This window comes from Solirubrobacter ginsenosidimutans (genome assembly GCF_027587205.1).
This window is the reverse complement of record NZ_JAPDOD010000028.1, coordinates 61,369-87,142: the sequence shown is the minus strand read 5'-3', so window position 1 is coordinate 87,142 and position 25,774 is coordinate 61,369. Positions and strand designations below refer to the sequence as shown.

General features: G+C 72.6%; 22 protein-coding genes. 14 read left to right on the top strand and 8 right to left on the bottom strand.

Annotated features, from left to right (window positions below; translation table 11 throughout):
• Window position 1: 1 nt before the first annotated feature.
• Both OM076_RS26570 and OM076_RS26565 read right to left on the bottom strand, forming a co-directional pair.
• A complete protein-coding gene (locus OM076_RS26570; protein WP_270043130.1) occupies window positions 2–787 on the bottom strand; it encodes a hypothetical protein in 786 nt (261 codons plus the stop codon).
• A gap of 65 nt (window positions 788–852) precedes the next feature.
• Window positions 853–1,356, bottom strand: coding sequence for a hypothetical protein (locus OM076_RS26565; protein ID WP_270043129.1), 504 nt, complete (start codon window positions 1,354–1,356; stop codon window positions 853–855).
• 71 nt (window positions 1,357–1,427) lie between these two features.
• Here OM076_RS26565 and OM076_RS26560 point away from each other — a divergent pair, with 71 nt between their 5' ends.
• The 7 genes from OM076_RS26560 to OM076_RS26530 all read left to right on the top strand — a co-directional run bounded on the left by OM076_RS26560 (window position 1,428) and on the right by OM076_RS26530 (window position 9,420).
• Entirely contained in the window at window positions 1,428–2,189 is a 762-nt protein-coding gene (locus tag OM076_RS26560) for a tyrosine-protein phosphatase (protein ID WP_270043128.1), read from the top strand.
• 124 nt (window positions 2,190–2,313) lie between these two features.
• Entirely contained in the window at window positions 2,314–4,215 is a 1,902-nt protein-coding gene (ftsH, locus tag OM076_RS26555) for an ATP-dependent zinc metalloprotease FtsH (protein ID WP_270043127.1), read from the top strand.
• A 22-nt stretch (window positions 4,216–4,237) separates the two neighbouring features.
• Window positions 4,238–4,747: an RNA polymerase sigma factor gene (locus OM076_RS26550; protein ID WP_270043126.1), complete on the top strand. Its 510-nt coding sequence runs from the start codon at window positions 4,238–4,240 to the stop codon at window positions 4,745–4,747.
• 2 nt (window positions 4,748–4,749) lie between these two features.
• Entirely contained in the window at window positions 4,750–5,547 is a 798-nt protein-coding gene (locus tag OM076_RS26545) for a hypothetical protein (protein WP_270043125.1), read from the top strand.
• A 5-nt stretch (window positions 5,548–5,552) separates the two neighbouring features.
• Window positions 5,553–7,541: a glycosyltransferase family 2 protein gene (locus OM076_RS26540; RefSeq protein WP_270043124.1), complete on the top strand. Its 1,989-nt coding sequence runs from the start codon at window positions 5,553–5,555 to the stop codon at window positions 7,539–7,541.
• An 11-nt stretch (window positions 7,542–7,552) separates the two neighbouring features.
• Window positions 7,553–8,716 carry a dTDP-4-amino-4,6-dideoxygalactose transaminase gene (gene rffA / locus OM076_RS26535; protein ID WP_270043123.1) on the top strand — a complete coding sequence of 388 codons (1,164 nt, stop codon included), beginning with the start codon at window positions 7,553–7,555 and terminating at the stop codon, window positions 8,714–8,716.
• Between the two features lie 2 nt (window positions 8,717–8,718).
• Window positions 8,719–9,420, top strand: coding sequence for a class I SAM-dependent methyltransferase (locus OM076_RS26530; protein ID WP_270043122.1), 702 nt, complete (start codon window positions 8,719–8,721; stop codon window positions 9,418–9,420).
• On the opposite strand, the gene OM076_RS26525 is transcribed toward OM076_RS26530, so the two are convergent.
• The gene (locus OM076_RS26525; RefSeq protein ID WP_270043121.1) at window positions 9,405–10,046 is read right to left on the bottom strand and encodes a class I SAM-dependent methyltransferase; all 642 of its coding nucleotides are present in this window, start codon (window positions 10,044–10,046) and stop codon (window positions 9,405–9,407) included. The two genes, OM076_RS26530 and OM076_RS26525, sit on opposite strands and share 16 nt — an antisense overlap.
• 202 nt (window positions 10,047–10,248) lie before the next feature.
• Here OM076_RS26525 and OM076_RS26520 point away from each other — a divergent pair, with 202 nt between their 5' ends.
• Window positions 10,249–11,841, top strand: a complete 1,593-nt coding sequence (locus tag OM076_RS26520; protein WP_270043120.1) for a tyrosine-protein kinase domain-containing protein — start codon at window positions 10,249–10,251, stop codon at window positions 11,839–11,841.
• Window positions 11,842–11,848: 7 nt separating this feature from the next.
• Window positions 11,849–13,399 (top strand): O-antigen ligase family protein, encoded by a 1,551-nt coding sequence (locus OM076_RS26515; protein WP_270043119.1) that lies wholly within the window; start codon window positions 11,849–11,851, stop codon window positions 13,397–13,399.
• On the opposite strand, the gene OM076_RS26510 is transcribed toward OM076_RS26515, so the two are convergent.
• Genes OM076_RS26510 through OM076_RS26500 form a run of 3 tightly spaced genes read right to left on the bottom strand, consistent with a single transcriptional unit; the run spans window position 13,333 to window position 16,381 of the window.
• Window positions 13,333–14,493: a glycosyltransferase family 4 protein gene (locus tag OM076_RS26510; RefSeq protein WP_270043118.1), complete on the bottom strand. Its 1,161-nt coding sequence runs from the start codon at window positions 14,491–14,493 to the stop codon at window positions 13,333–13,335. The genes OM076_RS26515 and OM076_RS26510 overlap by 67 nt on opposite strands.
• The gene (locus tag OM076_RS46330) at window positions 14,493–15,464 is read right to left on the bottom strand and encodes a glycosyltransferase (protein ID WP_270043117.1); all 972 of its coding nucleotides are present in this window, start codon (window positions 15,462–15,464) and stop codon (window positions 14,493–14,495) included. The genes OM076_RS26510 and OM076_RS46330 overlap by 1 nt, the downstream gene beginning before the upstream one ends.
• Window positions 15,461–16,381 (bottom strand): glycosyltransferase family 2 protein, encoded by a 921-nt coding sequence (locus OM076_RS26500; protein WP_270043116.1) that lies wholly within the window; start codon window positions 16,379–16,381, stop codon window positions 15,461–15,463. Before OM076_RS26500 ends, OM076_RS46330 begins: the two co-directional genes overlap by 4 nt.
• 105 nt (window positions 16,382–16,486) lie before the next feature.
• Between OM076_RS26500 and OM076_RS26495 the strand changes: the two genes are divergently transcribed.
• From OM076_RS26495 to OM076_RS26475, 5 genes are all read left to right on the top strand, one after another.
• Window positions 16,487–17,128: an HAD family hydrolase gene (locus tag OM076_RS26495; RefSeq protein ID WP_270043115.1), complete on the top strand. Its 642-nt coding sequence runs from the start codon at window positions 16,487–16,489 to the stop codon at window positions 17,126–17,128.
• Window positions 17,125–17,865: a glycosyltransferase family 2 protein gene (locus OM076_RS26490; protein WP_270043114.1), complete on the top strand. Its 741-nt coding sequence runs from the start codon at window positions 17,125–17,127 to the stop codon at window positions 17,863–17,865. Before OM076_RS26495 ends, OM076_RS26490 begins: the two co-directional genes overlap by 4 nt.
• A gap of 10 nt (window positions 17,866–17,875) precedes the next feature.
• Window positions 17,876–19,183 (top strand): oligosaccharide flippase family protein, encoded by a 1,308-nt coding sequence (locus OM076_RS26485; RefSeq protein ID WP_270043113.1) that lies wholly within the window; start codon window positions 17,876–17,878, stop codon window positions 19,181–19,183.
• An 83-nt stretch (window positions 19,184–19,266) separates the two neighbouring features.
• Window positions 19,267–20,082, top strand: coding sequence for an FkbM family methyltransferase (locus OM076_RS26480; protein ID WP_270043112.1), 816 nt, complete (start codon window positions 19,267–19,269; stop codon window positions 20,080–20,082).
• Window positions 20,083–20,097: 15 nt separating this feature from the next.
• Window positions 20,098–21,903, top strand: coding sequence for a glycosyltransferase (locus OM076_RS26475; RefSeq protein ID WP_270043111.1), 1,806 nt, complete (start codon window positions 20,098–20,100; stop codon window positions 21,901–21,903).
• A gap of 380 nt (window positions 21,904–22,283) precedes the next feature.
• On the opposite strand, the gene OM076_RS26470 is transcribed toward OM076_RS26475, so the two are convergent.
• Window positions 22,284–24,593, bottom strand: coding sequence for a glycosyltransferase family 4 protein (locus tag OM076_RS26470; RefSeq protein WP_270043110.1), 2,310 nt, complete (start codon window positions 24,591–24,593; stop codon window positions 22,284–22,286).
• Entirely contained in the window at window positions 24,590–25,714 is a 1,125-nt protein-coding gene (locus OM076_RS46325) for a glycosyltransferase (protein ID WP_270043169.1), read from the bottom strand. Before OM076_RS46325 ends, OM076_RS26470 begins: the two co-directional genes overlap by 4 nt.
• Window positions 25,715–25,774 lie beyond the last annotated feature (60 nt).

Here is a 25,774-nt window from a genome sequence, read left to right as displayed (position 1 = left end):
GTCATCGGCGAAACCGCGCACCTCTTGACCACCCGACCAACAAAAGTGCGAGCACCGCGTTCTGCCAGAAGAACAGGTTCAGCGTGAACTCATTGACCACGTGGAATCCGGCCACCACGGCCACCCACACGAGCGTGAAGCTCCTCGACACCAGACAGAGCGGCGCGAGGAGTTCGAATACGGTCGTGACGAAAAAGCCGACCTTCAAGCCATCGACCAGCGCGGGGTGGCCCAGCGCCCACACGCCGACGCCCCAGCCGTCCCGGTCGAGCGAGTTCAGCGACGCCAGCCAGTACGGCAGGCTCTCTCCCGTGAAGACGTCCGGCGCCGCGTAGGCCAGCCGGTGCGCGGCGATCAATGTGTAGGGGAGCACGAAGAACGCCGTGAGCACCTCCAGGGCGAGCGCATGCGACCCCGGCGACCCACCCGCGCGCCGAGGCCATGAGCACCCGTCCGCGGCCGGGAACAGCACGAGCACCCACGTGCACACGAGCAGCGCCAGCTCCTCGTGGTTGACGAACGTGTACTCCCGCAACAGCGCCTGTTGCACCGTCAGCAGCGCCGAGGCCACCACGGCCCAGACGCGATACCCCGGCGCGCCGACCAGACAGACGACGAGCACGACGACCAGCGCGACCTTCAACGCGCCCAACCCGGCCGACGTGACGAGCGCGTCGGGCAGCCAGCGGAACACACCCACAGGCGCGCCCGGGGCAAGATCCGCCAGATACGCGAGCGGGTCGGGCACGACGACCAGCAGCCACATCGCGTAGATCGCGACCCGCACGACCCCGAGGCGAAACGCGGGGTCCGCTGAGCGCGCCGCCGGTCGCGACACCGCCGCCACGGCCGTCACGGCACCACCACCCGCAGCCGCTCCCGCGCGGCGCCCGCCCGGCCGGACCCGATCGACACGCGCCGCTCCGAGACGACGACCGCCGCGACCCGCCGCCCCGTCCCCGCCTCGTACAGCCCCGCCAGCACCCGCAACGACCCGGACGGATCGCCGCCCACCACTTCCCGCCGCAGCCGTTCGACGAAGCGATCCGCGCTCTCCGGCCCCAGGAAGCGCCCGGGCACCAAAGCGTCCCGCCCGCCCCCGCGCAGCTCGACGTCGTACGCCAACACCACCGGATCCCCGTGCGGCAGCGACGAGTACATCCGCCAGTCGACGAACGGGAACGCCCGCGAGGAGAGCCCGAACTGCGCCGCCAGCGCCAGCACGAGCATCGAACCGAGCACGACCTGTCGCGGGCGCCCGAGCGCAACCGCGCCGGCCCGCACCCGCGCGCTCGCCGCGACGGGCACGAGCACCGCGGCCACCAGCGCCGCTTCGATGAAGACTGCACCCCGCACGCAAGACGCCATCCTCGGCCAGACTCGTTTCCGAGGCGTGAAGAACCGGGGCACGCGCCAAGATGCCCGCCGTGATCGATCTGCACTGCCACGTGCTGCCGGGGATCGACGACGGCCCGCCGACGATCGAAGCCGCACTCGACCTGGCCCGCGACGCCCAGCGCGACGGCATCACGACGATCGCCGCCACGCCGCACATCCACCCCGAGTATCCGAACAACGACGCGGCGCTCGTGTGGGCGCGGATCGTCGCGCTCCAGCCCCGCCTCGACGCGGCCGGGATCGCGGTCAAGCTCGTGCCCGGCGGCGAGGTCGACGCGCTGCACGCGCTCGTGCTCGCGGACGAGGAGCTGCGCGCGCTGCATCTCGGCGGCGGGCCGTGGCTGCTGCTCGAGTGTCCGCTCAGCTCGATCGCCGCGCCCGCCTTCATCCCCACCGCCAAGGCCCTGGCCGCCCGCGGTCACAAGCTCCTGCTCGCCCACCCCGAGCGCAGCCCGGTCTTCCTGCCCCACCCGGAGCGGCTCGACGAGCTCGTCAACCAACACGGCATGCTCGCGCAGGTGACCGCCGGGTCGCTGAGCGGGCAGTTCGGGCGCACCGTCCGCGAGGTCGCCCACCGGATGCTCGAGACCCGCAGCGTCCACGTCGCCGCCTCCGACGGCCACGGCGCGCACCGCCCCGCCACGATCGCGCGCGAGCTCGAGCAGGCGGGCGTCGAGCCGCACCTCACCGCCTGGCTCGCCCACGACGTCCCGAACGCCATCCTCACCGGCGCCCAGCCCCCCGCCGCGCCCGAACCCCGCCGCCCGCGCCGCCGGCTGTTCGGGCGCTGAAACTTCACGCCAACTTCACCCGCGCGAGCGTGCGGTGCAAGAAGGTCCCGGCAAGTCGATGCCCGCCCAGAACACTCTGGCGCGGCGCTCTTTCGCACGCCGTCTACAGGACTCCCTGTACGACGTGTGGGGATCGCTTGCGCAAAACGCCCTCCTCCTCGGCCTCGCGATCGCCGCGACGACGCTGTTGGCCCTCTTCTTCATCGGTCTGACGCTGCTGCAGCCCAAGTCGCCAGGCCACGAGATACCGCTGTCGGAGGCGCGGACGCTGATCGACGCCAAGAAGGACAACCCGGTCTCTCAAGCGACCCTGCGCGATCAGGACGCGCGGCTCGAGCTGGACACCTACAGCGGCGAACAGCTGTGGTCCTCGTACCCGCATTCGGACTCGTACACGAGCGCGCTGCTGGACGCGCTGGGCGCGCACAAGATCAACACCACCGTCGACAGCCAGGCGGGTAAGCCGACGCTGCGCGCGGTGGTCCAGTTCCTGCTGCCGATCCTGATCCTGGCGACGCTGTTCGCGCTCTTCACCGTGCTCGCCCGCGACAAGGGCGGCGCGTTCGCGAGCTTCTCCAAATGGAGCGGCAAGGGCCAGAAAGCCGGGAGCGGCCGGTTCACGTTCGCCGATGTCGCCGGCGCGCCCGAGGCGCTCGTCGAGCTGCGCGAGTTCACCGACTATCTCGAGAACCCGAGCAAGTACTCCGAGCTCGGCGCCCGCGCGCCGAAGGGGGTCCTGCTGGTCGGCCCTCCCGGCACCGGCAAGACGCTGCTGGCCCGCGCCGTCGCCGGCGAGGCGCAGGCGAACTTCTTCAGCATCTCCGGCAGCGAGTTCGTCGAGTCGCTGGTCGGCGTCGGCGCCGCCCGCGTCCGCGACCTGTTCCGCCAGGCCCGCCTCGCCGCGCCCGCGATCATCTTCATCGACGAGATCGACGCCGTCGGCCGCCAGCGAGGCGCCGGCATGGGCCAGGGCCACGACGAGCGCGAGCAGACGCTCAACCAGATGCTCGTCGAGATGGACGGCTTCGGCGCCGAGGCCGGCCTGGTCGTGATGGCGGCCACCAACCGCCCGGACATCCTCGACAACGCGCTCCTGCGCCCCGGCCGCTTCGACCGCCAGGTCGTGGTCGACCTGCCCGACGTCCACGGGCGCACCGAGATCCTCCAGCTGCACGCGCGCACCAGCCCCGTCTCCCCGCAGGCCGACCTCGGCCGGATCGCGGCCCAGACGCCGGGCATGTCGGGCGCCGACCTCGCCAACGTCGTCAACGAGGCGAGCCTGCTCGCGGTCCGCGCCGGCAAGCCGATGGTCGAGCAGGAGGAGCTCGAGGAGGCGATCGACCGCACGCTGATGGGCCCGGCGCGCAAGTCGCATCTGCTCACCCAGGACGAGCTGTGGCGGATCGCCGTGCACGAGTCCGGGCACGCGATCGTCGCCGAGGCGATCGACTACCCGGTCGCGCTGCAGAAGCTCTCGGTGGTCTCGCGCGGGCGCGGCCGCGGCGGCGCGACGATCTACGCCTCCACCGACCAGCTCATGCAGACCCAGCTGGACCTGCAGAAGAGCCTGATCACGTCGATGGGCGGCGCCGCCGCCGAGGCCTACGTCTTCGGCATGCTCTCCACGGGCGTCGAGGACGACCTCAACCAGGCGACGAAGATGGCCCACTCGATGGTCGCCGTCTACGGCATGAGCCCGGCGATCGGGCCGGTCTCGGTCGGCGAGACGCCGGGCGAGGTGTTCATCGGCCGCGACCTCGCGAACATGGGCAACGTCGCCGCCGAGACGCTCGCGCTGGTCGACACCGAGACACGCCGGATGGTGCTCGACGCCGAGGAGACGGCGCGCCAGATCCTGTCGATCAACACCGACGTGCTCGAGGATCTCGCGAACTCGCTGCTGAAGGCGGAGACGCTCTCCGGGCCGTCGCTGGACGTGTACATGGAAGCCGTCGCCGGCTGGCCGGAGCCGCTGATCAAGGACACCAGCCACCGCTCGCCGATCCACCTCCGCCGGGAGTCATGACCGCCACCGCTGTGCGCGCCGCATGCCCCACCCCGACTTCTCCATCGTGTACGACGAGCACGTCTGGCACGTCTACGGCTTCTTCGCCTACCGCCTGCGCTCGCGCGCGGACGCCGAGGACCTGACGCAGATGACGTTCGAGCGCGCGCTGCGCGCGTACGCACGCTACGACGCGTCGCTGGCCTCGGTGCAGACGTGGCTGATCGCGATCGCGCGCAATCTCCTGATCGACCACGTCCGCAGCGACCGCGGCGCGGCGCAGCGGGCGGTCGACGAGGTGCCCGAGTCGCTGCTGCCGGCCGCCGAGGATCGGCATCGCATCGGCCTGGACCCGGTCCTCGAGCGCGCGCTCACGACGCTGTCGGACCGTGAGCGCGAGTTGATCGCGATGCGGTTCGGCGGCGATCTGACCGGCCCGGAGATCGCGGCCCTCACCGGCCTGACCCTGGCCAATGTCCAACAGTTGCTCTCGCGTTCGCTGCGACGGATGCGGGCCAGCATGGAGGCGGCTCACGCCGCGGAGGTCCGTTGATCGTGCGCCGCCTCGTCCTCGTACTCACGCTCGCCGCCGTCGCGGTGTTCGGCGCACGCGCCGCGCTCGCCCAGGTGGGCGGCAAGACCTACACCGGCACGCACGACGCCGGCCGCGGCGGCAAGGCCGAGTTTCAGGTCTCCGCCGACGGCAAGCGCGTCGTCGCGTACTCGTTCCCCGCCGTCGACGGCGACACGTGCTCGTTCGTCGCCAAGGGTGACGAGGGCGTCTGGGACGGAGCCGCCATCGGCGCCGACGGCCGCTTCATCTACACGTTCTACGACCGCATCGAGCTCAGCGGCCGCTTCGACGGCAGGACCGCGACGGGGACCATCCGGCTCCGCCGCGTCGCGTCTTCGGGCGCGTCGGCCTGCGACACGGGCGCCGTCGCGTGGTCGGTGGCGACGCCGGGCGAAGACGCCCCGCCCCTGCCCGGCGCGACGCCCACGCCCGAGCCCTCGGACCCGGGGTCCGGCAGCGGAGGCTCGAGCCCGAACCCCGGCGGCGGCAGCACGCCCAAGCGCCGCACCATCCTCGCCAGCGTCGCCGTGCACCGTGACGCACGCAAGATCAGCGGCCGCCTGAACGCGAGCGAGCGCACCTGCCGCTCAAAGCGCAAGCTCACGCTCAAGCGCGGCTCCAAGGTCCTCGCGCGCACGACCAGCCGCACGGACGGGACCTTCGCGTTCAGCCGCTCCGCAAAGACCCGCAATCAGCGGGTGCGGGTGACGGTCGCGTCCGTCACGCGGTCGAAGACGCTGACGTGCGGCGCGTCGACCTCCGCGCTCATCCGCGGCTGACCGCGATGGCGGAGCCATCGCCGACGGTGACCGTCGTCGTGACGAGCTACCGGCGCCCGCACGCGCTGGAGAACTGCCTCGAGGGCCTGCGAGCGCAGCGGCACCGCCCGGACGAGCTCGTGGTCGTGCTGCACGCGTCCGACGAGGCGAGCGCCATCGCGATGGAGCGCTGGCCGGAGGTGCGCGTCGTCGCCGTGACCGAGAGCGGGTCGGTCGCCGCGCTCAACGCCGGGCTCAAGGCGGCCACGGGAACCCTCGTCGCCCTCGTCGACGACGATGCGATCCCGGTGCCGGAATGGCTCGAGCGGATCAAGGCGACGTTCGCCCAGGACCCCCGGATCGCCGCGGTCGGCGGGCGCGACGTCGTCCACACCTCCGGGAAGATCCTCGGCCGCGACGACCAGGGGTTCCTCGGGCGCTTCCGCGGAGCACCGGCGGTCGGGCGGATCCAGTGGTCCGGGCGGCACATCGGCAATCACCACATCGGGGAGGGCGCCGCCCGCGACGTCGACGTCCTCAAGGGCGCGAACATGGCCTTCCGGCGCGACGCGGTCGCCGCTCACGGGTACGACGAGCGCCTGCGCGGGCCAGGCGCCCAACCGCATTCGGAACTGTCGATCTGCCTGCCGCTGCGCCGGCGCGGGCTTCGGCTCGTCTACGACCCGGCGATCGTCGTGCACCACCACCCCGCGCCGCGGCCCGCGGGCGACAGCCGCGTGATCTCCGACCACGACGCCGTCTACGACTGGACCTACAACGAAGCGCTGCAGTTGCTCGACCATCTGACGCCGCCGCGGCGCGCAGCCTTCGCCGCCTGGGGGCTGCTCGTCGGCACCAAGCGCGCTCCGGGCCTCGTGTCGCTGGCGCGGCACGGGCTCGCGGGCCGCCGCGCGTGGACCTGCTTCCGCGCCGCACAGCAGGCGCGCCGCGACGCGTGGCGGACGCACCGGCACACGCCGCGTCAGTCGTTCGCGCTACGCGAGGCGGATCCGACCATCACGGTGGTGGTCACGACGTACCGCCGCACTCGCACGCTCGGGCCATGCCTCGACGCCTTGGCCGCCCAGACGCGGCCGCCCGACGACGTCGTGGTCGTCGTGCACGCCTCCGATGACGAGAGCGCCCCGTTCGTCGACGCGCGAGCGGCCGAGTGGCCGCAGCTGCGACGGGTGACCGTCACCCCGCCGGGGCTCGTCGCCGCGCTCAACCGGGGCCTGCTCGCGGCGACGGAGGAGATCGTTGCCTTCGTCGACGACGATGCGATCCCGGAGCTGGACTGGGTCGAGCGGCTGCATTCGCACTACGTGCGCGATGGAGCGCTCGCCGGCGTCGGCGGCCGCGACGTGATCAGCGTCGACGGGCACATCCGCAACCGCGGTGACGAGGGGGTGCTCGTGCGGACGTTCGGCCCGCCGCACGTCGGCCGCATCCAGTGGTTCGGCCGCATGCTCGGCAACCACCACATCGGGGTCGGCGGCGCCCGCGACGTCGACGTCCTCAAGGGCGTCAACATGAGCTTCCGGCGCACCGACGTCGTCGCGCACGGCTTCGACGACCGGCTCCGGGGCCGCGGGGTCGAGGTCCACAGCGAGCTCTCGATCTGCCTCCCGCTGCGCCGGCGTGGCCTGCGACTGCTCTACGACCCGTCGATCGTGGTGCGCCATTACCCGCAGTCGCGCGGCTTCGGCCGCGAGCGCGAGGACGTCTCGGGCGAGGCGATCCGCGACGCCGCGCACAACGAGGGCCTGCAACTGCTCGACTACTTCTCACTGTCGCAGCGGGTCGTGTTCTCGCTCTGGGGCTTCGGCGTCGGTACGTACGACGCGCCCGGGCTCGCCAACCTCATTCGCCACGCCGCGACCGGGATCGCGCGGCCGTGGACGCGCTTCACGTCGACGCAGTCAGGACGCCTCGATGCGTGGAAGTCGCATAAAGCGGACCGTCAATCCCGCTCTACACAGGAAGAAAACCAGCGCGCTTCCGCGCTTCATTAGAAGCCAGTGGCATGCCCCGGATCCCCGAACGCATCCCCTTCAACGTGCCCGAGGCCCACGGCGCGGAAGCGACGTACGTACGCAAGGCCGTCGAGGGCGGAGCGCTCTCGGGCAACGGGACGTTCGGGCGCCTCTGTGCCGAGTGGCTGCAACGGCGGTCGGGCACGGCCAGGGCGTTCATGACGTCGTCGTGCTCGGCGGCGCTGGAGATGTCCACCCGGCTCGCCGGCGTCGGCCCCGGCGACGAGGTGATCATGCCCTCGTTCACGTTCGTCTCGACCGCGAGCGCCGTCGTGCGCTGCGGCGGACGGCCGGTGTTCGTCGACATCGACCCGGAGACCTTCAACCTCGACCCCGTCGCGGTCGCGAACGCCATCGGACCGCGGACGCGAGCGATCAGCGTGGTCCACTACGGCGGCGTCGCCGCGGACATGCAGGCGATCATGGACGTCGCGCGGCGCGCCGGGTTGATCGTCGTCGAGGACGCCGCCCACTGCGTCGGGGCGACGTGGCGGGGCCGCGCGCTGGGCACGATCGGCGACCTCGGCACGCTCAGCTTCCATGACACGAAGAACCTGCAGTGCGGCGAGGGCGGCGCGCTGCTCGTCAACGAGCCCGCGCTCGTGCCCGAGGCCGAGATCATGCTCAACCGCGGCACGAACCGCGCGCAGTTCGCGCGCGGCGAGGTCGACCGCTACACGTGGGTCGGCGAGGGCTCCAACTACCTCATGAGCGAGCTCAACGCCGCGTACCTGTGGGCCCAGTTCGAGCAGGCCGACGCCGTGACCGAGGCGCGCCGGGCGCTCTGGCGCACGTATTGGGAGGCGTTCGCCGAGCTCGAGCGCCAAGGCACCGTCCAGCGGCCCGTCGTCCCGGACGAGTGCGAGCACAACGCCCACATCTTCGCGCTGCTGCTCCCCGACCGCGCGCGCCGGGATGCGCTGATCGCCGCGCTCGACGAGCAGGGGGTGCAGGCGGTCTTCCACTACGTGCCGCTGCACTCGTCGCCGGCGGGCCGCAAGCTGGGGCGCGAAGGCGGGTCGCTGGCGGTCACCGACGACATCAGCGACCGTCTGGTCCGGCTGCCGCTGTGGGCCGGGCTCGGCGAGGAGCGCGTCGCCCGCGTGATCGCGTCCGTGCGCACCGCGCTCGGGGCGTGCGCGGTCGCGGTCTGAGCGTGCCGTTCTCGGCCCCGCAACTGCGCGCATGGAGCGCGGCGAGCACGGCCTCCGCGCAGGTCGTCCTGCCGCGGGTGTTCGAGCTGAGCCGGCCGGGCAGCGTCGTGGACGTGGGGTGCCTGTTCGGCGCATGGGCGGCGACCGCGTCGGCGCTCGGCGTCCCGGACGTGCTCGGCATCGACGGCGACTACGTCGACCGGACGGAGCTGGCCATCCCCGAGTCGCGCTTCCTCGCCCGCGACCTCACCTTGTCACTGCGCGTCGAGCGCTCCTTCGACCTCGCGATCTGCCTCGAGGTCGCCCACTACCTGCCGCGGCAGCGAGCGGCGGACTTCGTCGCCGACCTCTGCCGGCTCGCGCCGCTCGTGCTCTTCTCGGCCGCGATCCCGCACCAGGGCGGCAACGGGCACGTCAACGAGCAGTGGCCGGCGTACTGGGCCCAGCGGTTCATCAGCTGCGGCTTCACGCCGGTGGACTGCGTGCGCGACGAGATCTGGGACGATCCCGACGTCGGGCCGTGGTACGCCCAGAACACGCTGCTGTTCGTCGACAGCGGCGTCGCGAGCGCGGCGATCCGCGACCACAGCGGCTTCGGGCGCTGCCCCGCGCGCGTGCATCCGGCGATCTTCCTGCCCTATGCGGGCGGGCGCTACCACGCGCTGCGCCGGCGCGCCTCACGCCTGCATCAGCGCGTCCGGTAGATCGCGAAGCGCGGCCGCCGCGGCGAGGCGCCGGCGCGTTCGGTGCGCTCGGCGACGAGCTCGAAGCGCGCGTCGAACAGGTCGCGATCCAGCGGCGCCTCGTAGATGACCCACGCGTCCGCGGGGATGCGGTCCACGAACGCCTCCATCACCGAGCGCGGGAACGGGTTGTAGACGAGAATCGTCAGCGGACCTTCGGGAAACCGGAACCGCAGCGCGTCGCCATGCACGAGCCGGATCGTCGGGTAGCGCCGGACGTTCGCCTCAGCGGTCCGGTGGTGCTCGGCGTCGATCTCGACGCCGACCGCGCCCCGGAAGCCGTGCTCGACCGCGAGGATGAGCGCCCGAGCGCGGCCGCTGCCGATGTCGACGAACGTGTCCCGCGCCGGGACGTGCGAGACGAGCTCACGAAACGCCGCGGGGTGCACGGGCTGGTACGGCGTCGCGCCGTCGCGCAGGACACCCGCGGTGTCGATGCCGCGACGGCGGTCGAAGCTCCATTCGAGAGCGCGCTCACGCCGGTCACCGACGACCGCCGCGACCCGGCGCACCGCGGCGACCGGGAGGCCCCCCGGGCCGTGCCGCCGCGCGGCCGCCGCGACCCGCCTGATGAAGGTGGCGTCCATCGCGGCGCGACGCTACCCGCGCCCACCCGGGGACTCGTGTCCAACACGTGTATTCACAGGTTGTAAGCGTCGTCCCGGAGGCGTGCTGATTGGATGCCTCCACCGGTCTCCCCGGGCAACGCAGCTTGCGTTCCCTATCCGCCTGGGCGGAGACGGCTTCGCCATGGATACCGCCACTCAACAACCGCATATCGCCGACTACTTGCGCCCCCTCTGGTCGCACAAGTGGCTCATCCTGCTCGCCGTGGCGCTCGCCACCGGAGGCGTCTACGCGTACTACGCGCACAAGCCGAAGGTCTACCGCACCGGGACGCTCGTGTATGTCAAGGATCCGGGCGATCCGGTGAACGGCACGCCGAGCCTGCAGAGCACCGACCGCGCCGTCTCCAACCAGGCGTCGCTGCTGTATTCGCGCGCCACGGCCGCGAGCGTGGCGGAGAAGATCAACTTCAACGGCACGCCCGGCCAGCTGCTGCGGCGGATCCAGATCACTTCCAAGGTCGGCCAGGACTTCGTGAACGTGGTGGCCACCGGTCCGACGCCGGCTGAGGCCGCGTTGATCGCGAACGCCTACGCGAAGGAATTCGTCGACTACATCAACAACTCGCAGTCCGACCGCGTCAAGCGCGCGCTCGAGTTGACCCGCACGCAGTTGCGCGACCTCCCGCGCGGGCCGATCAACGCGGCCACGCGCTCGAACCTGCAGGCGCAGATCCAGCGGCTCGAGATCGCCACGGACGTCCCGCCGACGATCACGCGCCAGGTCGACCCCGCGCTGCCGCCGCAGACGCCGTCGGAGCCGCAGCCCAGGCGCAACGCGTTGTTCGCCTTCGCCCTGAGCTTGATCCTCGCGGTCGCCGCGGCGTTCGGTCTCGAGCGCTTCGACCGCCGCCTCAAGCGCCCGGACGAGGTCGAGGGCATCTACCACGCACCGCTGCTCGCGACGCTGCCGCACACGGACAAGCCGGTGCCTTTCAAAGCGGGCGAGGCGGCGCTGGGGCCGGAGTTCCAGGAGGCGTTCCGGGTGCTGCGCACCAACGTCGAGCTGGCACGCCTGGATGCGCCGCCGCGCACCATCGTGATCACGAGCGCCGTGCCGGGCGAGGGCAAGTCGACGGTGGTGCGCAACCTCGCGCTCGCGTTCCGCGAGACGGGCAAGCGCGTCGCCGTGATCGAGGGCGACCTGCGCCATCCGACGCTCGCCGCCCTGTTCGGCGATCACGCCGGGCCGGGCCTGACCGACGTGCTGCGCCACGACGCCGAGCTGGCCGACGTGGCGGTGCAGATCGGCACGGCGATGCCCGGGATGGACGAGCTCGTGCGGCTCGACCTCGAGCATCACGACGCACGGCCCAACGGCAACGGCAACGGGCACGGCGCCCACACCGGGACGATCACGCTGGTGCGCAGCGGCCCGCGCCCCGCCAACCCGCCGGCCGTGCTCGGCTCCGAGCGGGTCGCCGAGGTGCTCGACTTCGTACGCGAGCACCACGACATCGTGCTGATCGACTCCGCGCCGCTGCTCGCCGTGACGGACACGGTGCCGCTGCTGCGCTATGCCGACGCCGCGATCGTCGTCTGCCGGCTCGGCGTCACGAGCCGCGACACCGCGCGCCGGCTGACCGAGTTCCTCGAGCGTGTGCCGGGCGTCGACCTGCTCGGTGTCGTCGCCAACGACCTGTCGAACTTCGAGGCCGCGGGCTACGGCTACGGCAGTGGCTACGGATACGGGTACGGCTACGGCGAGGACAAGCGCTCGCGGCGCAAGGCGAAGCAGCTCGCCGAGACCGTCTAGGGCTCCGATGGGGACGCTCGCCCTGCCCCTCCCGCTGCGGGGCGACCGAACCCGGCGGGCGCTGACCGACACCACGGCGGCGCTGCTGGTCGTCGCGGTCGCCGCGGGCTCGACGTACTTCATCGACCACTGGGGAGCCCGCAAGGGCATCGGCATGGGGCTGTTCCTCGTCGCCCTGTGCTGGTTCGCGGCGACGCGCCGCACGCTGGTCGCGCTGGCCGTGTTCATGGCCTACATCGGGATGGTGGACGGCTACGCGAAGCTGTCCACGGGTTCGACCGTCGTCTCCCTCGTACGCGACGCGCTGCTGTTCGCGATCGTCGCCGGCGTGCTCGTCCGCGCGCAGGTGAGCGGCAAGCCGGTGCGCGTGCCGCCGCTGTCGGCCTGGGTCATCACGTTCGTGGTCGTGGTGTTCGCGCAGGTGCTCAACCCGAGTGGCGGGACGTTCACGCACTCGCTCGCGGGTGTGCGCCAGCACCTCGAGTTCGTCCCGCTGTTCTTCCTCGCGTTCGCGTTCCTGCGCACGAAGGCGGCGCTTCGCGGCTTTGTGATCCTCCTGCTCGTGATCGGGGCCGCCAACGGCGTCGCCGGCTACCTGCAGTTCAACCTGACCGCGCAGGAGTTCGCCGCGTGGGGTCCGGGCTACGCCGACCGTGTGCTCGGCCGCGGCGCCTTCGTCGACGCCGGGCGGACGTTCACCTCCGGCGACACGACCGGGCTCGTGCGCCCCTTCGGCCTGGGCAGCGACGCGGGCGCGGGCGGCGTGATGGGGGCGTTCGCGCTCGGCGCGCTGCTAGTGCTGATCACACGCTTCACCCGCATGCGGTACCTGCTGCTCGCCGCGGTGCTGGCGCTGGGTGTGATCGCCGCGATCGTCACCTCGCAGGGACGCGCGCCGGTGCTCGCCGCGGCGATCATCGTCGTGACCTACGGGCTCCTGACGCTCACCGCCGGCGGGCGACTGGCGACGCTGGTGGGGCTCGGCGTCACCGCGGTCGTGGTGCTGTTCGTGTTCCAGGGGATCGCCGGCTCGGCGACCCAGAGCGGCGCCGACGACGCCTTCCGCTACTCCGGCCTCACCCCGTCGAAGATCGTCGCGACGGCCGGCGAGGCGCGCGGCAGCTCGATCGCGGTCATCCCGCAGAACATCGTCGACTACCCGTTGGGTGCCGGGCTCGGCTCGGTGGGGCCGGCGGCGAGCTACAAGGGCGGCACGACCCTGATCGACACGGTCGACACCGAGTCGTGGTTCTCATTCATCGTCGTCGAGACGGGCATTCCCGGCCTGCTGACGGTGTTCGGCTTCACGATCACGCTTCTGTGGCTCGGCTTCGTGCGCATCCGCAAGGAACCCGATCCCGAGGCGCGCGCGCTGCTGGCCGCGATGCTGGCGCCGCTCGCTGCGCTGCTCGCGCTCTACTGGACCGGCGGCGGGCTCACCGCGACCACGCCTTACGCGCCGTACCTGTGGACGATCGGCGGCGTGGTCGCCTACTGGCTGATCGAGCGGCCCGCCGCGCTGCGTGCAGCGTTGCGCGCAGCCGCCAGCTCCGCGTAGAGCTCCACGTGGCGGTCCACGACCGCGTCCCAGGAGTACGGCGCGGCCGCCGCGCGCGCCGCCGCGCCGAGGCGCGCGCGCAGTTCAGGATCGGCGAGCCGCTCCAGCCAGCGCGCGGTGACGGCTGCGTCGTCACCGATGAACGCGCCGTTGACGCCCTCGACGATCAGCTCGTCCGGGCCGCTGACCCGCGTCACCAGCAGCGGCAGCCCTGACGCGGCCGCCTCGTAGGTCACGAGCGAGAACGTCTCGTAGCGGGTGGGCAGGACGAACGCGTCGGCGGCGGCGTACTGCGCCGCCGTGTCGCGCGAGACGCCGAGGAAGTGCACCCGCTCGCCCGCGCCCGCCTCGGCGGCGACGCGCGCGAACGCCGCCTCGTCGCCGCGCCCGATCACCAGCAGCTGCCACCGCGCGGCCGCGGCGACGGCGCGGATCGCGTGCGTGAGGCCCTTGCGCGGCCAGTCGCCGCCGACGAAGACGGCCACCAGCGCGTCCGGCGCGATCCCCAGCCGGCGCCGCTCGGCGGCGCGGCGCGGCGCGTCGGGCCGGAAGCGCTCGAGGTCGACGCCGTGCGGGATCGTGGTCGCAGGCACACCGGGGAACCACCGCTCGACCTCGCGGCGCACGCCGCCGGAGACGGCGACGACCGAACGCAGTCGCGCCGGGCGGTACGCGAGCCGCTCGGCCGTGAGGCTGAGCGCACGGGACGCGCGCGCGTTGAGACGATGCGCCGCGGTGTCGCGGCTGACGCGCGGCGCGGTGTGCAGCTCGGCGTAGGCGCGATGCAGGAAGTGGATCGTGGCGACGTCGACCGCGTTCGGGACGATCGCCCCCGCGGTGTGGACGATCCCACGTGCGTGGCGCGCGACGAGCGGTGCGGCGGCGGCGGCGAACCACGGGTAGAACAGGGCAAAGGGCACTCGCCGCACCGGCACGCGGAGCCTGGTCAGGAGCTCGTGCTCGGGCAGCTCGCTCGCCTGCGCGATCGTCGTTACGCGATGGCCGCGCGCGAGCAGCCCGGTCGCGAGCTGCGCCACCTGCAGCTCCATCCCGCCGACCGGGCCGATGTGATGCGCGACGAGCGTGACGTCCATCAACCGAGCGCCGCCGCGACGCGCCGGGCCACGTGCGGCCAGTCGAACTCGCGCTCGTACAGGCGCCGCCCGGCCTCGCCCTGCGCGCGCAGCCGGTCGCGGTCGGCGGCGAGCGCGACCGCGGCCCGGGCGAAGGCCTGCGGGTCGCCGGCGGGCGTGAGCGTCAACGGCCCCGAACGCAGCATGGCGTCGGTCCGCTGACCGTCCAGGCCCACGACGGGCACGCCGTGCGCGAGCGCGGCCATCAACGTGGTGCGCTTCGTCGACACGCCGTCGGTCAACGGCAACAGCAGCAGGTCGCAGGCGCGCAGCGCGAGCGACAGCTCGTCCGGCGCCTGGGCGCCCGGCGTGCGGACCTCCCCGGGTGCGTTCAGCGACGGCGCGTCGGCGCCGAGGTTCAGCACCGTCTGTGGCTCCAGGGCGGCGACGGCGGTCTCCGCGTGGTCCAGCGCGCGGCTCGGGTTCGAGCGCCCGAACAGGCCGACCACGAGCCCGTCGCCGAGGCCGAGCCGCTGACGCGCCATCGCTTTCGAGACCGGCAGCGGCGTGATGTTCGAGCTGACCGGCACGTGCGTGGCACCGAGCTCGGCGGCCAGCGACTGGGTGTTCGCGAGCACCGTCCCCGCCCGCAGCAGCAGCGCGCGCAGCTGCGCCCGTTGCCAGCCACCGATCAGCAGCGAGCGCGCGTCGCGGATGTCGATCCAGGCCTCGTGCACCATCAGCGCGAGCGGCGCGTGCAGCGCGAGCGCCTGGGCGAGCAGCCGCGGCGCGAAGCCGGCGCGGCCGAACCGGAACGGGTTGTACTGCAGGAGCACCCACGGCGCGCGGGTCCCGCGGACACCCCCGAGCCCCTCGGGGACGTAGCGGGCCTCGACGCCGGCGGCGCGCAGCGCCCCGACCAGCCGCCGCGAGTGCTCGTCGATCGCGTCGATGCCGCCGAGCGCGCGGTAGACGACCAGCCCCGCGCTCACAGCACGCGGCGCACGACGCCGACCGCGCGCAGCGCGTACAGCCGCGCCGAGACGAGGCGCAGCGTGCGCCGCAGGGACGCGTTGGCGGCGTCGACGGTCGGGAGCCGGTCGCCGTTGAGCCAGGGCGTGTCGGCGTCGAGCCCGTCGAGGTGCACGGCGGCGCGCGCCAGCGCCACGGGCAGCGCGCGCGGCGCCACGCGCCGCGCGAGCTCGACGTGCTCGCGCGCGTTGATCTCGCGGTAGCGCGGCGAGGTCGGATGCACGCGCCACCAGCCGATCTCGTCCGGCACGAAGAGCACGTCGCCGCGCCCGAGCAGCCGCATCCACAGCTCCCAGTCCTGCACGAGCTCCCACCGCTCGTCGAGGCCGTCGACCGCCTCGTAGGCCTTACGTCGCATGAGCAGGAACGGCACGAACGGACAGTGCAGCGGGAGCACGGAACGGACCAGCAGCGAGCCGGGCAGCAGCGAGGTCGCGGGCCAGTACGGATGCAGCCCGCCGTCGGGCTCGCCGGGCTCGCGGAACGTCCGGTGGCGGCCGCCGATCAGCGTCGCGCGCTCGGCTTCGGGCCGCTCGATGGCCCGCAGCAGGGCGGCGAGGCCGCCTGGGGCGAGCACGTCGTCGGCGTGCAGCATCATCATCCAGTCGGCGCGCGCCTGCGCGAGCCCGGCGCGCCAGTTGCGCGTGCGGTTGGGCTCGTGCTGCGCGGGACGCATGATCCGGTAGTCGCACGACAGCCCCGCGCGCTCGGCGATCTCGCGCGAGGCGTCGGTCGACCAGTTGTCGCACACGATCACCTCGATCCGTGAGCGCGGCACCCGCGTCAGCGCGACCCGGATCGACTCCAGACAGCCGCCGAGATCGCGGGCGCCATTGAAGACCGGAACGACGACGGAGATGCGGGGGCGCGGCGCCATATGCGGCTGAGCCTGAGGCACCCACGCGGACACGAAGTAGCGGACCGGTGAACATTCACACGCTGAGAACGTGGGCGCCCAGGTGCCGACTTAGAGTCGGCCCGGATGGCTCCGATCCGCGCGATCGTGTTCGACATGGACGGCGTCCTGATCGACGCCAAGGAGTGGCACTACGAGGCGCTCAACCGCGCGCTCGGGCTGCTCGGGCACGCGATCAGCCGCTACGACCACATCGCGACCTACGACGGCCTGCCGACGCGCAAGAAGCTCGAGATGCTCTCGCTCGAACGGGGCTTGCCGCGCCAGTTGCACGCGTTCATCAACTCGCTCAAGCAGCAGTACACGCTGCAGATCGTCCACAACGAGTGCAAGCCGATGTTCCAGCACGAGTTCGCGCTCTCCACGCTCAAGGCCGACGGGCTGCGGCTCGCGGTGGCGTCGAACTCGGTGCGCGCGAGCGTCGAGCTGATGATGGAGCGCGCGAGCCTCACGCCGTACCTCGACGTGATCCTGTCCAACCAGGATGTCGAGCACGCCAAGCCCCATCCCGAGATCTTCCAGGTCGCGATGCGGCGCCTGGGCGTCGCGCCGAGCGAGACGCTCGTGCTCGAGGACAACCCACACGGGATCGAGGCCGGGCGCGCCTCCGGGGCGCACGTGATGGTGGTACAGCGGCCCGAGGACGTCGTCTACGACCGGATCGTCGAGCGCATCCGCGCCGCCGAGACCGCCGGGGCCGTCGCATGAACGTCCTCGTCCTGATGGCCGGCGACTCCGGGCGCTTCGAGGAGGCAGGGCACGCCTGGCCGAAGAACCTGATCGAGATCGACGGCCTGCCGCTGATCGAACGCGTCGTCGGCTGCCTGCGGCCGCTGCTGGACGCGGGCGCGCGACCGATCTTCATCGTGCGCCGCTCCGAGGACGACGCATTCCGTACCGCCGACGTGCTGCGGCTGCTCGTCCCGGGCGCGACGGTCCTGCTCGTGCCCGACCTCGAGTCGGGCGCAGCCTGCACGGCGCTGCTGGCGATCGAGGAGATCGCCCCCGAGGAGCCGCTGCTGATCTACAACGGCGACCAGATCGTCGAGGACGACCTCGGCGCGATCGTCGACGACTTCGCCGCGCGCGAGCTCGATGGCGGTGTCGTCGTCTTCAACGCCGTGCACCCGCGCTGGTCCTACGTGCGCACGGGGCCGGACGGGCTGGTCGTCGAGGCGGCCGAGAAGCGCCCGATCAGCACGCTGGCGACCGCCGGCACCTACTACTTCGCACGCGGCGGCAGCTTCCTGGAGGCGACGATGGCGATGATCCGCAAGGACGCCCACGTCAACGGGCGGTTCTTCATCTGCCCCGCCTACAACGAGCTCGTGCTGCGCCAGGCACGCATCGGCGTCCACGAGATCGACCGCACGGCGTACTTCTCGCTCGCCATGCCGCAGGGCGTCGCCGCGTACGAGGAACACCTGCACGCGGTACGGGCATGACGCGGCGGCGATGACGCCACGGCTCAGCGCCGTGGTCGGCCGGCTCGCGGTCGTCAACATCCTCACCGCCGCCACCGGGTTCCTCACCGGGCCGCTGCTGGCGCGAGCGCTCGGGCCGCAGGGGCGCGGCGACCTGGCGGCGATCCTGGTGCCGCTGGGACTGGCGCCGGTGCTCTTGAGCCTCGCCCTGCCGTACTACGCCAACCGCGAGACGGCGCGCGGACGGCCGGTCAACGAGGTCCTCGGCTCCGTCGGGGCCGTGATGCTGGTGCTCGGCCTGATCGGCGCGGCCTTCGCCGTGCCCGCCGCGACGGCGCTCGCCGAGGGCCGGGAGACGGTTCGCGTCTGCCTGATCGTCGCCTTTCTCGGGCTCCCCGTCTGGATGCTCGGCATCCTGCTGATGTCCTGCCTCCAGGGCCTCGAGCGCTGGAACCGCTGGCTCGTCGCGCGCACGATCGCGTTCGGCGTGCCGTTCGCGGCCATCGTCGTGCTGTTCGCCGTCGGCCGGCTGACCGTGGCCACCGCCGCCGCGGCGACGATGGTCGCGGGGGTGCTCGTGATCGCACCGGCCGCGTCGCTGCTCGCAGAGCGCGGCCGCCCCGTCTTCGACGCCGCCGTCGCGCGTGAGGGGATCGTCATGGGGCTCAAGACGTGGCTGGGCGGGCTGGCCTACACCGCGAACGTGCGACTCGACCAGCTCGTGATGATCACCGCGGTCTCGTCGCGTGAGCTGGGCCTCTACGCGGTCGCCGCCAGCCTGGCCGGAGCGAGCACCGCGTTCACGAGCGCGGTGACGCCGCCGCTGCTGACCCGTACCGCCGCCGGGCAGACGATCCTGCCGCAGACGCTGCGGATCACGCTGCTCACGACCACGGCGATCTCGATCGCGATCGCCGCCGTGACGCCGATCCTGCTGCGCGTGCTCTTCGGCCCCGAGTTCGGGGCCGCGACGCTGATGACGTTCATCCTGCTCGCGGCAGCGATCCCGCTGGCCGGCGGCGCCGTGATCGGGGCGGCGCTCCAGGGCGACGGGGCGCCCGCCGTCCCCTCGCTGGCCGAAGGGCTGGCGCTCGTGATCACCGTCGGCGGGCTGTGGCTGACGCTCGGCCCGCTCGGCGCGGTCGGGGCGGCCATCGTGAGCCTCGTGGCGTACTCCGCGAGCTTCGTGTTCCAGCTCGTGGCGGCGCGGCGGCGCTGGCCGGCATCGCTGCGGCAGTACCTGGTGCCGTCGCGGGAGGATCTGCAGTGGGCGTGGGAGCTCTCCGGCCGGGTGCGGCGGCGGTCCGCACGGTTCAAACGCCGCCAGCCCAGCGCATGAGTTCGTGGCGTTGTGAACATCGCGAGTCTGGCCCGCGATGTGGCTCTGGGTCGTACGTAAGCTCTGCCGCGGCCGGTCATCACATGAGCGCAGACACCACACCCACGGTCATGCCGCTGTCCCGCCTCGCAGGCATCGCTCGCGAACTGACGGTCACCCAGCGACTGCAGCCGGTGGACCGCCCGCGGCTCGCGCTGGACATCCTCTGGTATCGAGCGTTGCGCTTCACGTCGCTCCCGCGCGAGGACACGGCGCGCACCATCGGCATGCGCGACGGTTCGCGGCTCACCTACCGGCTCAACCGCGGTGACCTGCAGGCGATCCGCGAGATCTGGATCGAGGGCGCCTACATCCCGCCCCCGGAGGCGCGCGACGTCCGCTACGTCGTGGATCTCGGCGCCAACATCGGCCTGACGTCGGTGTACCTGCACCGGCAGCTGAAGCCGGACTACGTGATCGCCGTCGAGCCCGATCCCGCCAACGCCGCCATCCTGCGCCGCAACCTCGCGCAGAACCGAGTGCCGGCGCTGGTGCTCGAGGCCGCCGCCGGGCCCGTCGACGGGCGCGCGAGCTTCCGCCGCGAGCGCGACTCCAATGTCGGCCGGCTGGACACCGCGGGAGGTCTGGAGGTCGAGGTCCTGTCGATCGCCTCGATCCTCGACCTGCTCCCGGACCACCCCGGTCAGGTGCTGTTGAAGATGGACATCGAAGGCGGCGAGGATGCGGTCTTCCGCGGCGACCTGTCGTGGCTGGACCGCATCCACTGCTTTCAGGGCGAGCTCCATCTCGGGCATGCCGACACCGACGCGATCAGCGCGTTGCTCGACCGCTCCGGCCTCCCCTTCCGCCCTGGCGCGATACCGGGCCGCGGGCCCGCGGCGTGCTGGGTCCGGACCTGAGTCCCCCCTCGCGCAATGCCTCCTGCCAAGGAACGCCTCACCGTTCTGAAGGTCGCCGACGTCGAGGCCGACGCCAACGGCGGGATGACCGGCTTCATGCTGCAGAGCGGCGCGGAATTGACGCGCGGCGGTCACCGCGTGCTGTACCTGTTCAGCCGCGACATCCTCACTGAACGTGTTCCCCCGGTTGCCCGCCGGTTCGTCGCGCCGTTCGCGATCGCGCTGCGCTGCCGCGCGCTGGCGCGGCGGCACCCGATCGACGTCGTCGAGATCCACGAGTCCAGCGCGGCGGTCTACTGCTGGCTGCGCAAGCTGCTGGGCGGACGCGGGATGCCGCCCTGCGTCGTCCAGTCGCACGGCCTCGACGAGCCGTACTGGCATGCCCTGCTGGCGCGTGCGCGCGCCAAGGGCAGGCGGGTCAGCCGGAAATCGCGCCTCTCGGTCCCGCTGACGCGGCTCCCGCAATCGCGCTACGCGCTCAAGCATGCCGACGCGGTCATCGTCCTCAACTCCGACGATGCCGCGTTCCTGATCGAGCGCGGACGCGATCCGGAGACGGTGACGATCGCGACGACCGGCGTCGAACCCGGGTTCTTCGCGGCGCCGCCGCCCGCTGCGGGCGGGCCGCTGCGCGCGGCGTTCATCGGCACCTGGATCGATCGCAAGGGGGTGCCCGAGCTGGTCGAGGCGTGGGCCGAGACCAGCCGGCGCTTCCCTGACGCGCGGCTCTCGGTGCTCGGCGCCTCGGTGCCGGAGACCGCGGTCCTCGACGCCTTCCCGCAGCCGGCTCGCGCCTCGGTCTCCGTCGTGCCGCGCTTCGAGCGCGCGGCCCTGCGTGAGCTGCTCGCCGACCACGACGCGTACGTGCTGCCGTCGTGGTTTGAGGGCATGCCGCTGTCGACGCTCGAGGCCGCGGCGGCCGGGCTCGCGTGCGTGGTCAGCGACGCCCGCGGGCATCGCGAGATCTTCGGCGCCGCCGAGCCCGAGCGCGCCGGCGCATTGCTCGTCGGGGCCGGCGACGCCCGTTCGCTCGCGACGGCGCTCGGCCGCCTGGCCTCGGACCCGGCGCTACGGGCCGACCTCGGCGCCCGCGCGCGTGAGACGGCGCGGCACTTCACGTGGCAGCGCACGGCGCAGCAAGCGCTGCGGGCGTACTACCGATCCCTGCACCGGCCGCGCACAGGAGAGCACATGACACAGGCGATACTTCACCGTCCGGATCTCGGCTGGCAGCGCCACCGGGTGGTTGCGGCGGCCGGCCTGCGCCGGCCCGCGGCGGAGCATTCCGAGCGCGAGGCCGCGCTGCTGGTCAAGTACGGAGCGGGGGCGCGCTGCGTCGTCGAGATCGGGGTCTCCGAGGGCGGCTCGGCGTACGAGCTGGCCAACGTCGTCGCGCACGACGCCACGCTGCACCTCATCGACCCCTACCCCAAGGGCCGGGTCGGCGTCAGCTTCTCGCTCGTCACCGCGCGCCGGCTCGTGGGCAAGGCGAGCCGCAAGGGCGTGACGGTGCACTGGCTGCGCCAGCTGAGCACCGAAGCCGTCCGCGGGTGGCGCGCGCCGATCGACTTCCTGTTCATCGACGGCGACCACGCCTACGACGCGGTCAAGCGCGACTGGGAGGAGTGGACGCCCTTCGTCGCGCCGGACGGCCACGTGGTGCTCCACGACGCGCTGTTCATGGAGCACGGGTGGACCGACGAGGACTCCGGTCCGGTGCGGCTCGTCCGCGAGCTCGGCGACACACCGCCCGGCTTCACGCGCGTGAACGGCGCCGACTCGACCGTGGTCTACCGGCGTACCGCCGTCGTTGGGAATTGACGAACGTCAACTGCGCCGGGTGGGGGAAGGGGAGTGGCGCCCCCTCCGGGTCTGCCTTCGCCATGGTCGACCGTGCGCGTTTGAGGCACGGGTCGCAAGTTTCGATCAGGTTCGCACTGTTCGAGCTGGCGCGCAGATGGGGGTGTGTAACGAGAAGTTCCTGAGAGGACGCTCTCGTTACGCACCCCCTCGCAATCCGGTCCCGCGGGGTGAGCGGCGCGCGTGAGAACGCCCTTTCTGTCTCCGTAGCCCGTACCTGTCGGTGTCCCGGCGCAAGAGTTCGAGGCAACAGAGCCGAGAGGCGCGCCGGACTCACGGCAGCCCGGGACCGGTGGCTCGCACTTCCCCCTCCCCACCCGGCGCAGTTGACGTTCGGCCCGCTAGCGCGGCGATTCCGCGCGGCGGTGCTGCGCGGTTACCTTCGTGTAGAGCGCCTGCAACTGGTCGGCGACCACGTCCGGCTCATAGCGGCGGACCTCCTGGCGCGCGGCGATCGCCAGCCGCGCGCGCAGCTGGGGATCCTGCATGCGGACCATCGCCGCGGCGAGCTCGCCGACGTCGTTGGGCTCGACGAGCAGGCCGGTGAGGTCGTCGGCGAGGATCTCCGCGGGCCCGCCCGCGCGGGCGGCGATCACGGGGACGGCGGCGGCCATGCCCTCGAGGATCACCTGGCCGAACGGCTCCGGCGTGACCGAGGCGTGCACGAGCACGTCGAGGCGTTCGAGCTCGCCCCACACGTCGGGCCGGAAGCCGCGGAACTCGACGCGGTCGGCGATGCCGAAGCTTCCCGCCAGCCGGTTCAGCTCACGCGCGTAGTCGTCCTCGCCGAACAGCGCGCCGCCGACCACGACCGCGCGCTCGCCGCTCTCCGGGAAGGCCCGCGCGAAGGCGTCGAGGAAGAGGTGCTGGCCCTTCCAGGGGGCGAGTCGCCCGACGATCCCGTAGGTCATCGGGCGGCGGTCGATGCGGGTCGGGGTGCCGATCCGGTGCATCACCTCGGGCACCACCGAGTAGATGACGGTCGGACCGCTGCCCGCCTCGAGCGTCGCCATCGTGCTCCGGGAGTTCGCGACGATCGCGGTCGCGAGGTGACGGCTCATGCGGCGCACGAGCCGGACCGCGTGGGTGGGCAGGTAGTCGTCGGCGATCCGGTCGCGCACGTGCCAGACGACCGGGACGCCCGCGATCCGCGCGGCGACGCTGCCGTAGACGCCGGCCTTGAGCGAGTTGGTGTGCACGAGATCGGGGCGGAGCTGACGCAGGCGGCGCGCGAGCCGCAGCGTGTAGGCGGCGGTCGCCGCCGCGGCGCGGGGCGACACGCCACCGGCCTGGACGCGCGCCTTGCGCAGGCTGCGGGCGGCGTCGTCGAGCGGCAGGACCTCGGTCGAGATGCCCTCGCGGTGCAGCGCGTCGATCAGCGGCCCCTCCTCGGCGAGGATCACGTGCGGGTTGACGCGATCGAGGTGCGGGAGCAGCCGCAGGAGCGCGATCTCGCCGCCGGAGAGGCGGGCGACGTGGTCGACGTAGACGACCTTCATCCGCTCGTCGCCGACCCCGCCGCGCATGATCGCCCGGTGGCGTTCGGCGACCCGCGGCCACGCGAAGCGCTCGGCGTACTCGCGGGTGGTCCGCGGGGTCGGCCGGTCGTGCTGGGCGCTGATGAGCCGGTCCGCCAGCGCGGCCGTGTTGCCCGGCTCCACGATCAGCGTCTCGTCCAGGCCGGCGACCGCCTCGGGCAGGCCGCCGACGGCGGTGACGATGCTCGGCGTCCCGCACGCGGCGGCCTCGATCACGACGAGCCCGAAGCCCTCGTGCGCGAGCGTGGGGACGACGCCGACGTCCGCGGCGCGGTAGAGGTCGGTCAACTCGTCCTCGCCGATCCGGCCCAGGATCTGCACGCCGGTTCCCGCCCGCTCCTCGAGCGCGCCCCGCAGCGGCCCGTCGCCGGCGATCAGCAGCGTGCTGCCGGGGGGAAGCGACGGCCGCGCGTCCTCCCACGCGTCGAGCAGCACCTCCAGGCCCATGCGCGGGACGAGGCGCCGTACGGCGACGGCGACGAACGCCTCGTTGCCCAGGCCGAACCGCTCCCGCGCCGCGGCAGGTGAGCCGAGGCTGAAACGCTCGAGGTCGACCCCAGGCGGTTCGACGGCGACGATCCACGGCTTGACGCCGTAGCGCTCGACCAGCACGCGCTTGAACGCGCTGGTGAGCACCACCGCGTGGTCGGCGCGGCGATAGACGGCGCGCTCGAGCGCCCGCTTGGCCGCGACCTTCACCCGCGAGCGCTCACCCGCCGCGACGCTCTCGTCGGCCCACGGCCCGTGGAAGTGCAGGACGACGCGCTTGCGGCGCAGCGGGCCGAGATACAGCGGCGCGAGCGCGTAGAGCGCGAAGTGCGCGTCGACGACGTCGACCCCGCGCCCGGCGCGAGCCGCCGCGAGCCAGTAGGCGACGAGCCGGTGCGGCAGCGGCCGGTCGTGCCCGGAGGCGATCACGACCCGGGCGGGCGGCGCGCTCCCCAGCGCGCCGCCCGCGCCGCGGCCCACCCGCTCGGGCTGCGCGGCCGTACCCCCGACGACGATGCCGCGGGCCTCCGGGAGGTGCTCCAGGAGGTCGCGGTAATACCGGTCAAGCCCGCCGAGCTGGTCGGGAAACCAGCCCTTGCCCAGCAGCAGCGGGCGATCGTTCATGGACGCGACGGCGCGAAGCCGGGCTCCAGGCCGCGTGCGGGCGCGAAGCGCCCCGCCTTCTCGCGCGCCGCGGAGCGCAGCCCGATCACCGCCAGCAGGCGCTCCCGGAACGCCTGGCGGGAGAAGCGGCGCGCGCCCGCGGCGATCGCGTCCGGCGAGGTCTCCAGGGCATCGCAGCGACGGATCGCGTCGAGGACGTCCTCGGTGTCGTAGCGCTTGAAGAACGCGCCGGTCCGGCCTTCCTCGATCGTCTCCAGCGCGCCGCCGGCGGCGAACGCCACCACCGGCTTGCCCGCGGCCTGCGCCTCGACCGGGGTGATGCCGAAGTCCTCATAGCCGGGCAGGCAGAGCGCGCGGCAGTTCTGCATCAGGGCGGTCACGTCGCGATCGGGGAGCCGGCCGTGGAAGGTGACGGTCGAACCGGCGCGGGCTTGGAGGTCCTCGAGCGACGGGCCGATGCCAACGACATCGAGCCCGATGCCGAATTGCGTGGCGGTGTCGACGATCGCGTCGACGCGCTTGTAGGGGAGCAGCCGCGAGACGACGAGCAGGCGCTCCCCGCGCGGGCGGGCGACGAACCGGTCGACGTCGACCGGCGGGTGCACGACGGCCGCGTCGATGCCGTAGTTGCGCTCGATCCGCCGGCGCACCTCGTGCGAGTTGGCGACGTAGAGGTCCGCGCGCCGCGCGGCGCGCCGGTCCCAGCGGCGCAGCGCGCCCAGCGCCGGGGTCAGCGCCGCCTGGCGGCGCGAGGAGCCCAGGTACTCCGTGCCGTAGAGCCAGCGCGCCGGGGTGTGGCAGTAGACGACGTGGAGTGCTCCCGGAGCGGTGCGGACCGCGTGCGCCCAGGCGCTCGAGCTGGAGATGACGAGGTCGTGGTCGAGCACCCCGAACGACCGGAACGCGGCGGGATACAGCGGAAAGCAATTACGGAAGCCGCGATCCACTTTGAGGCGGTCGAGCGGCGAAGTGTGAATCACATGTTCACGAAATTTCGGGAACGTGGAATCCGGTCTGTAAAGCGATGTGAAAATCGGGGCCGAGTCAAACAGCGCCGCGAGTTCCAGTACGACGCGTTCGGCCCCACCGCGCTGGTTGAGGTAGTCGTGGACGAGCGCCACGCGACCGGTGTCATTCACCCGCGGGACGCTATTTGTGAGCGGCCCGCTTACTGTGAAGTT

Bases quoted from the DNA above. Each gene is read 5' to 3' on its own strand.
- OM076_RS26550 (WP_270043126.1), top strand. From the start codon at position 4,238: ATGCCCCACCCCGACTTCTCCATCGTGTACGACGAGCACGTCTGGCAC.
- OM076_RS26540 (WP_270043124.1), top strand. From the start codon at position 5,553: ATGGCGGAGCCATCGCCGACGGTGACCGTCGTCGTGACGAGCTACCGG.
- rffA (WP_270043123.1), top strand. From the start codon at position 7,553: ATGCCCCGGATCCCCGAACGCATCCCCTTCAACGTGCCCGAGGCCCAC.
- OM076_RS26525 (WP_270043121.1), bottom strand. From the start codon at position 10,046: ATGGACGCCACCTTCATCAGGCGGGTCGCGGCGGCCGCGCGGCGGCAC.
- OM076_RS26515 (WP_270043119.1), top strand. From the start codon at position 11,849: ATGGGGACGCTCGCCCTGCCCCTCCCGCTGCGGGGCGACCGAACCCGG.
- OM076_RS26510 (WP_270043118.1), bottom strand. From the start codon at position 14,493: ATGGACGTCACGCTCGTCGCGCATCACATCGGCCCGGTCGGCGGGATG.
- OM076_RS26500 (WP_270043116.1), bottom strand. From the start codon at position 16,381: ATGGCGCCGCGCCCCCGCATCTCCGTCGTCGTTCCGGTCTTCAATGGC.
- OM076_RS26495 (WP_270043115.1), top strand. From the start codon at position 16,487: ATGGCTCCGATCCGCGCGATCGTGTTCGACATGGACGGCGTCCTGATC.
- OM076_RS26490 (WP_270043114.1), top strand. From the start codon at position 17,125: ATGAACGTCCTCGTCCTGATGGCCGGCGACTCCGGGCGCTTCGAGGAG.
- OM076_RS26485 (WP_270043113.1), top strand. From the start codon at position 17,876: ATGACGCCACGGCTCAGCGCCGTGGTCGGCCGGCTCGCGGTCGTCAAC.
- OM076_RS26480 (WP_270043112.1), top strand. From the start codon at position 19,267: ATGAGCGCAGACACCACACCCACGGTCATGCCGCTGTCCCGCCTCGCA.
- OM076_RS26475 (WP_270043111.1), top strand. From the start codon at position 20,098: ATGCCTCCTGCCAAGGAACGCCTCACCGTTCTGAAGGTCGCCGACGTC.
- OM076_RS26470 (WP_270043110.1), bottom strand. From the start codon at position 24,593: ATGAACGATCGCCCGCTGCTGCTGGGCAAGGGCTGGTTTCCCGACCAG.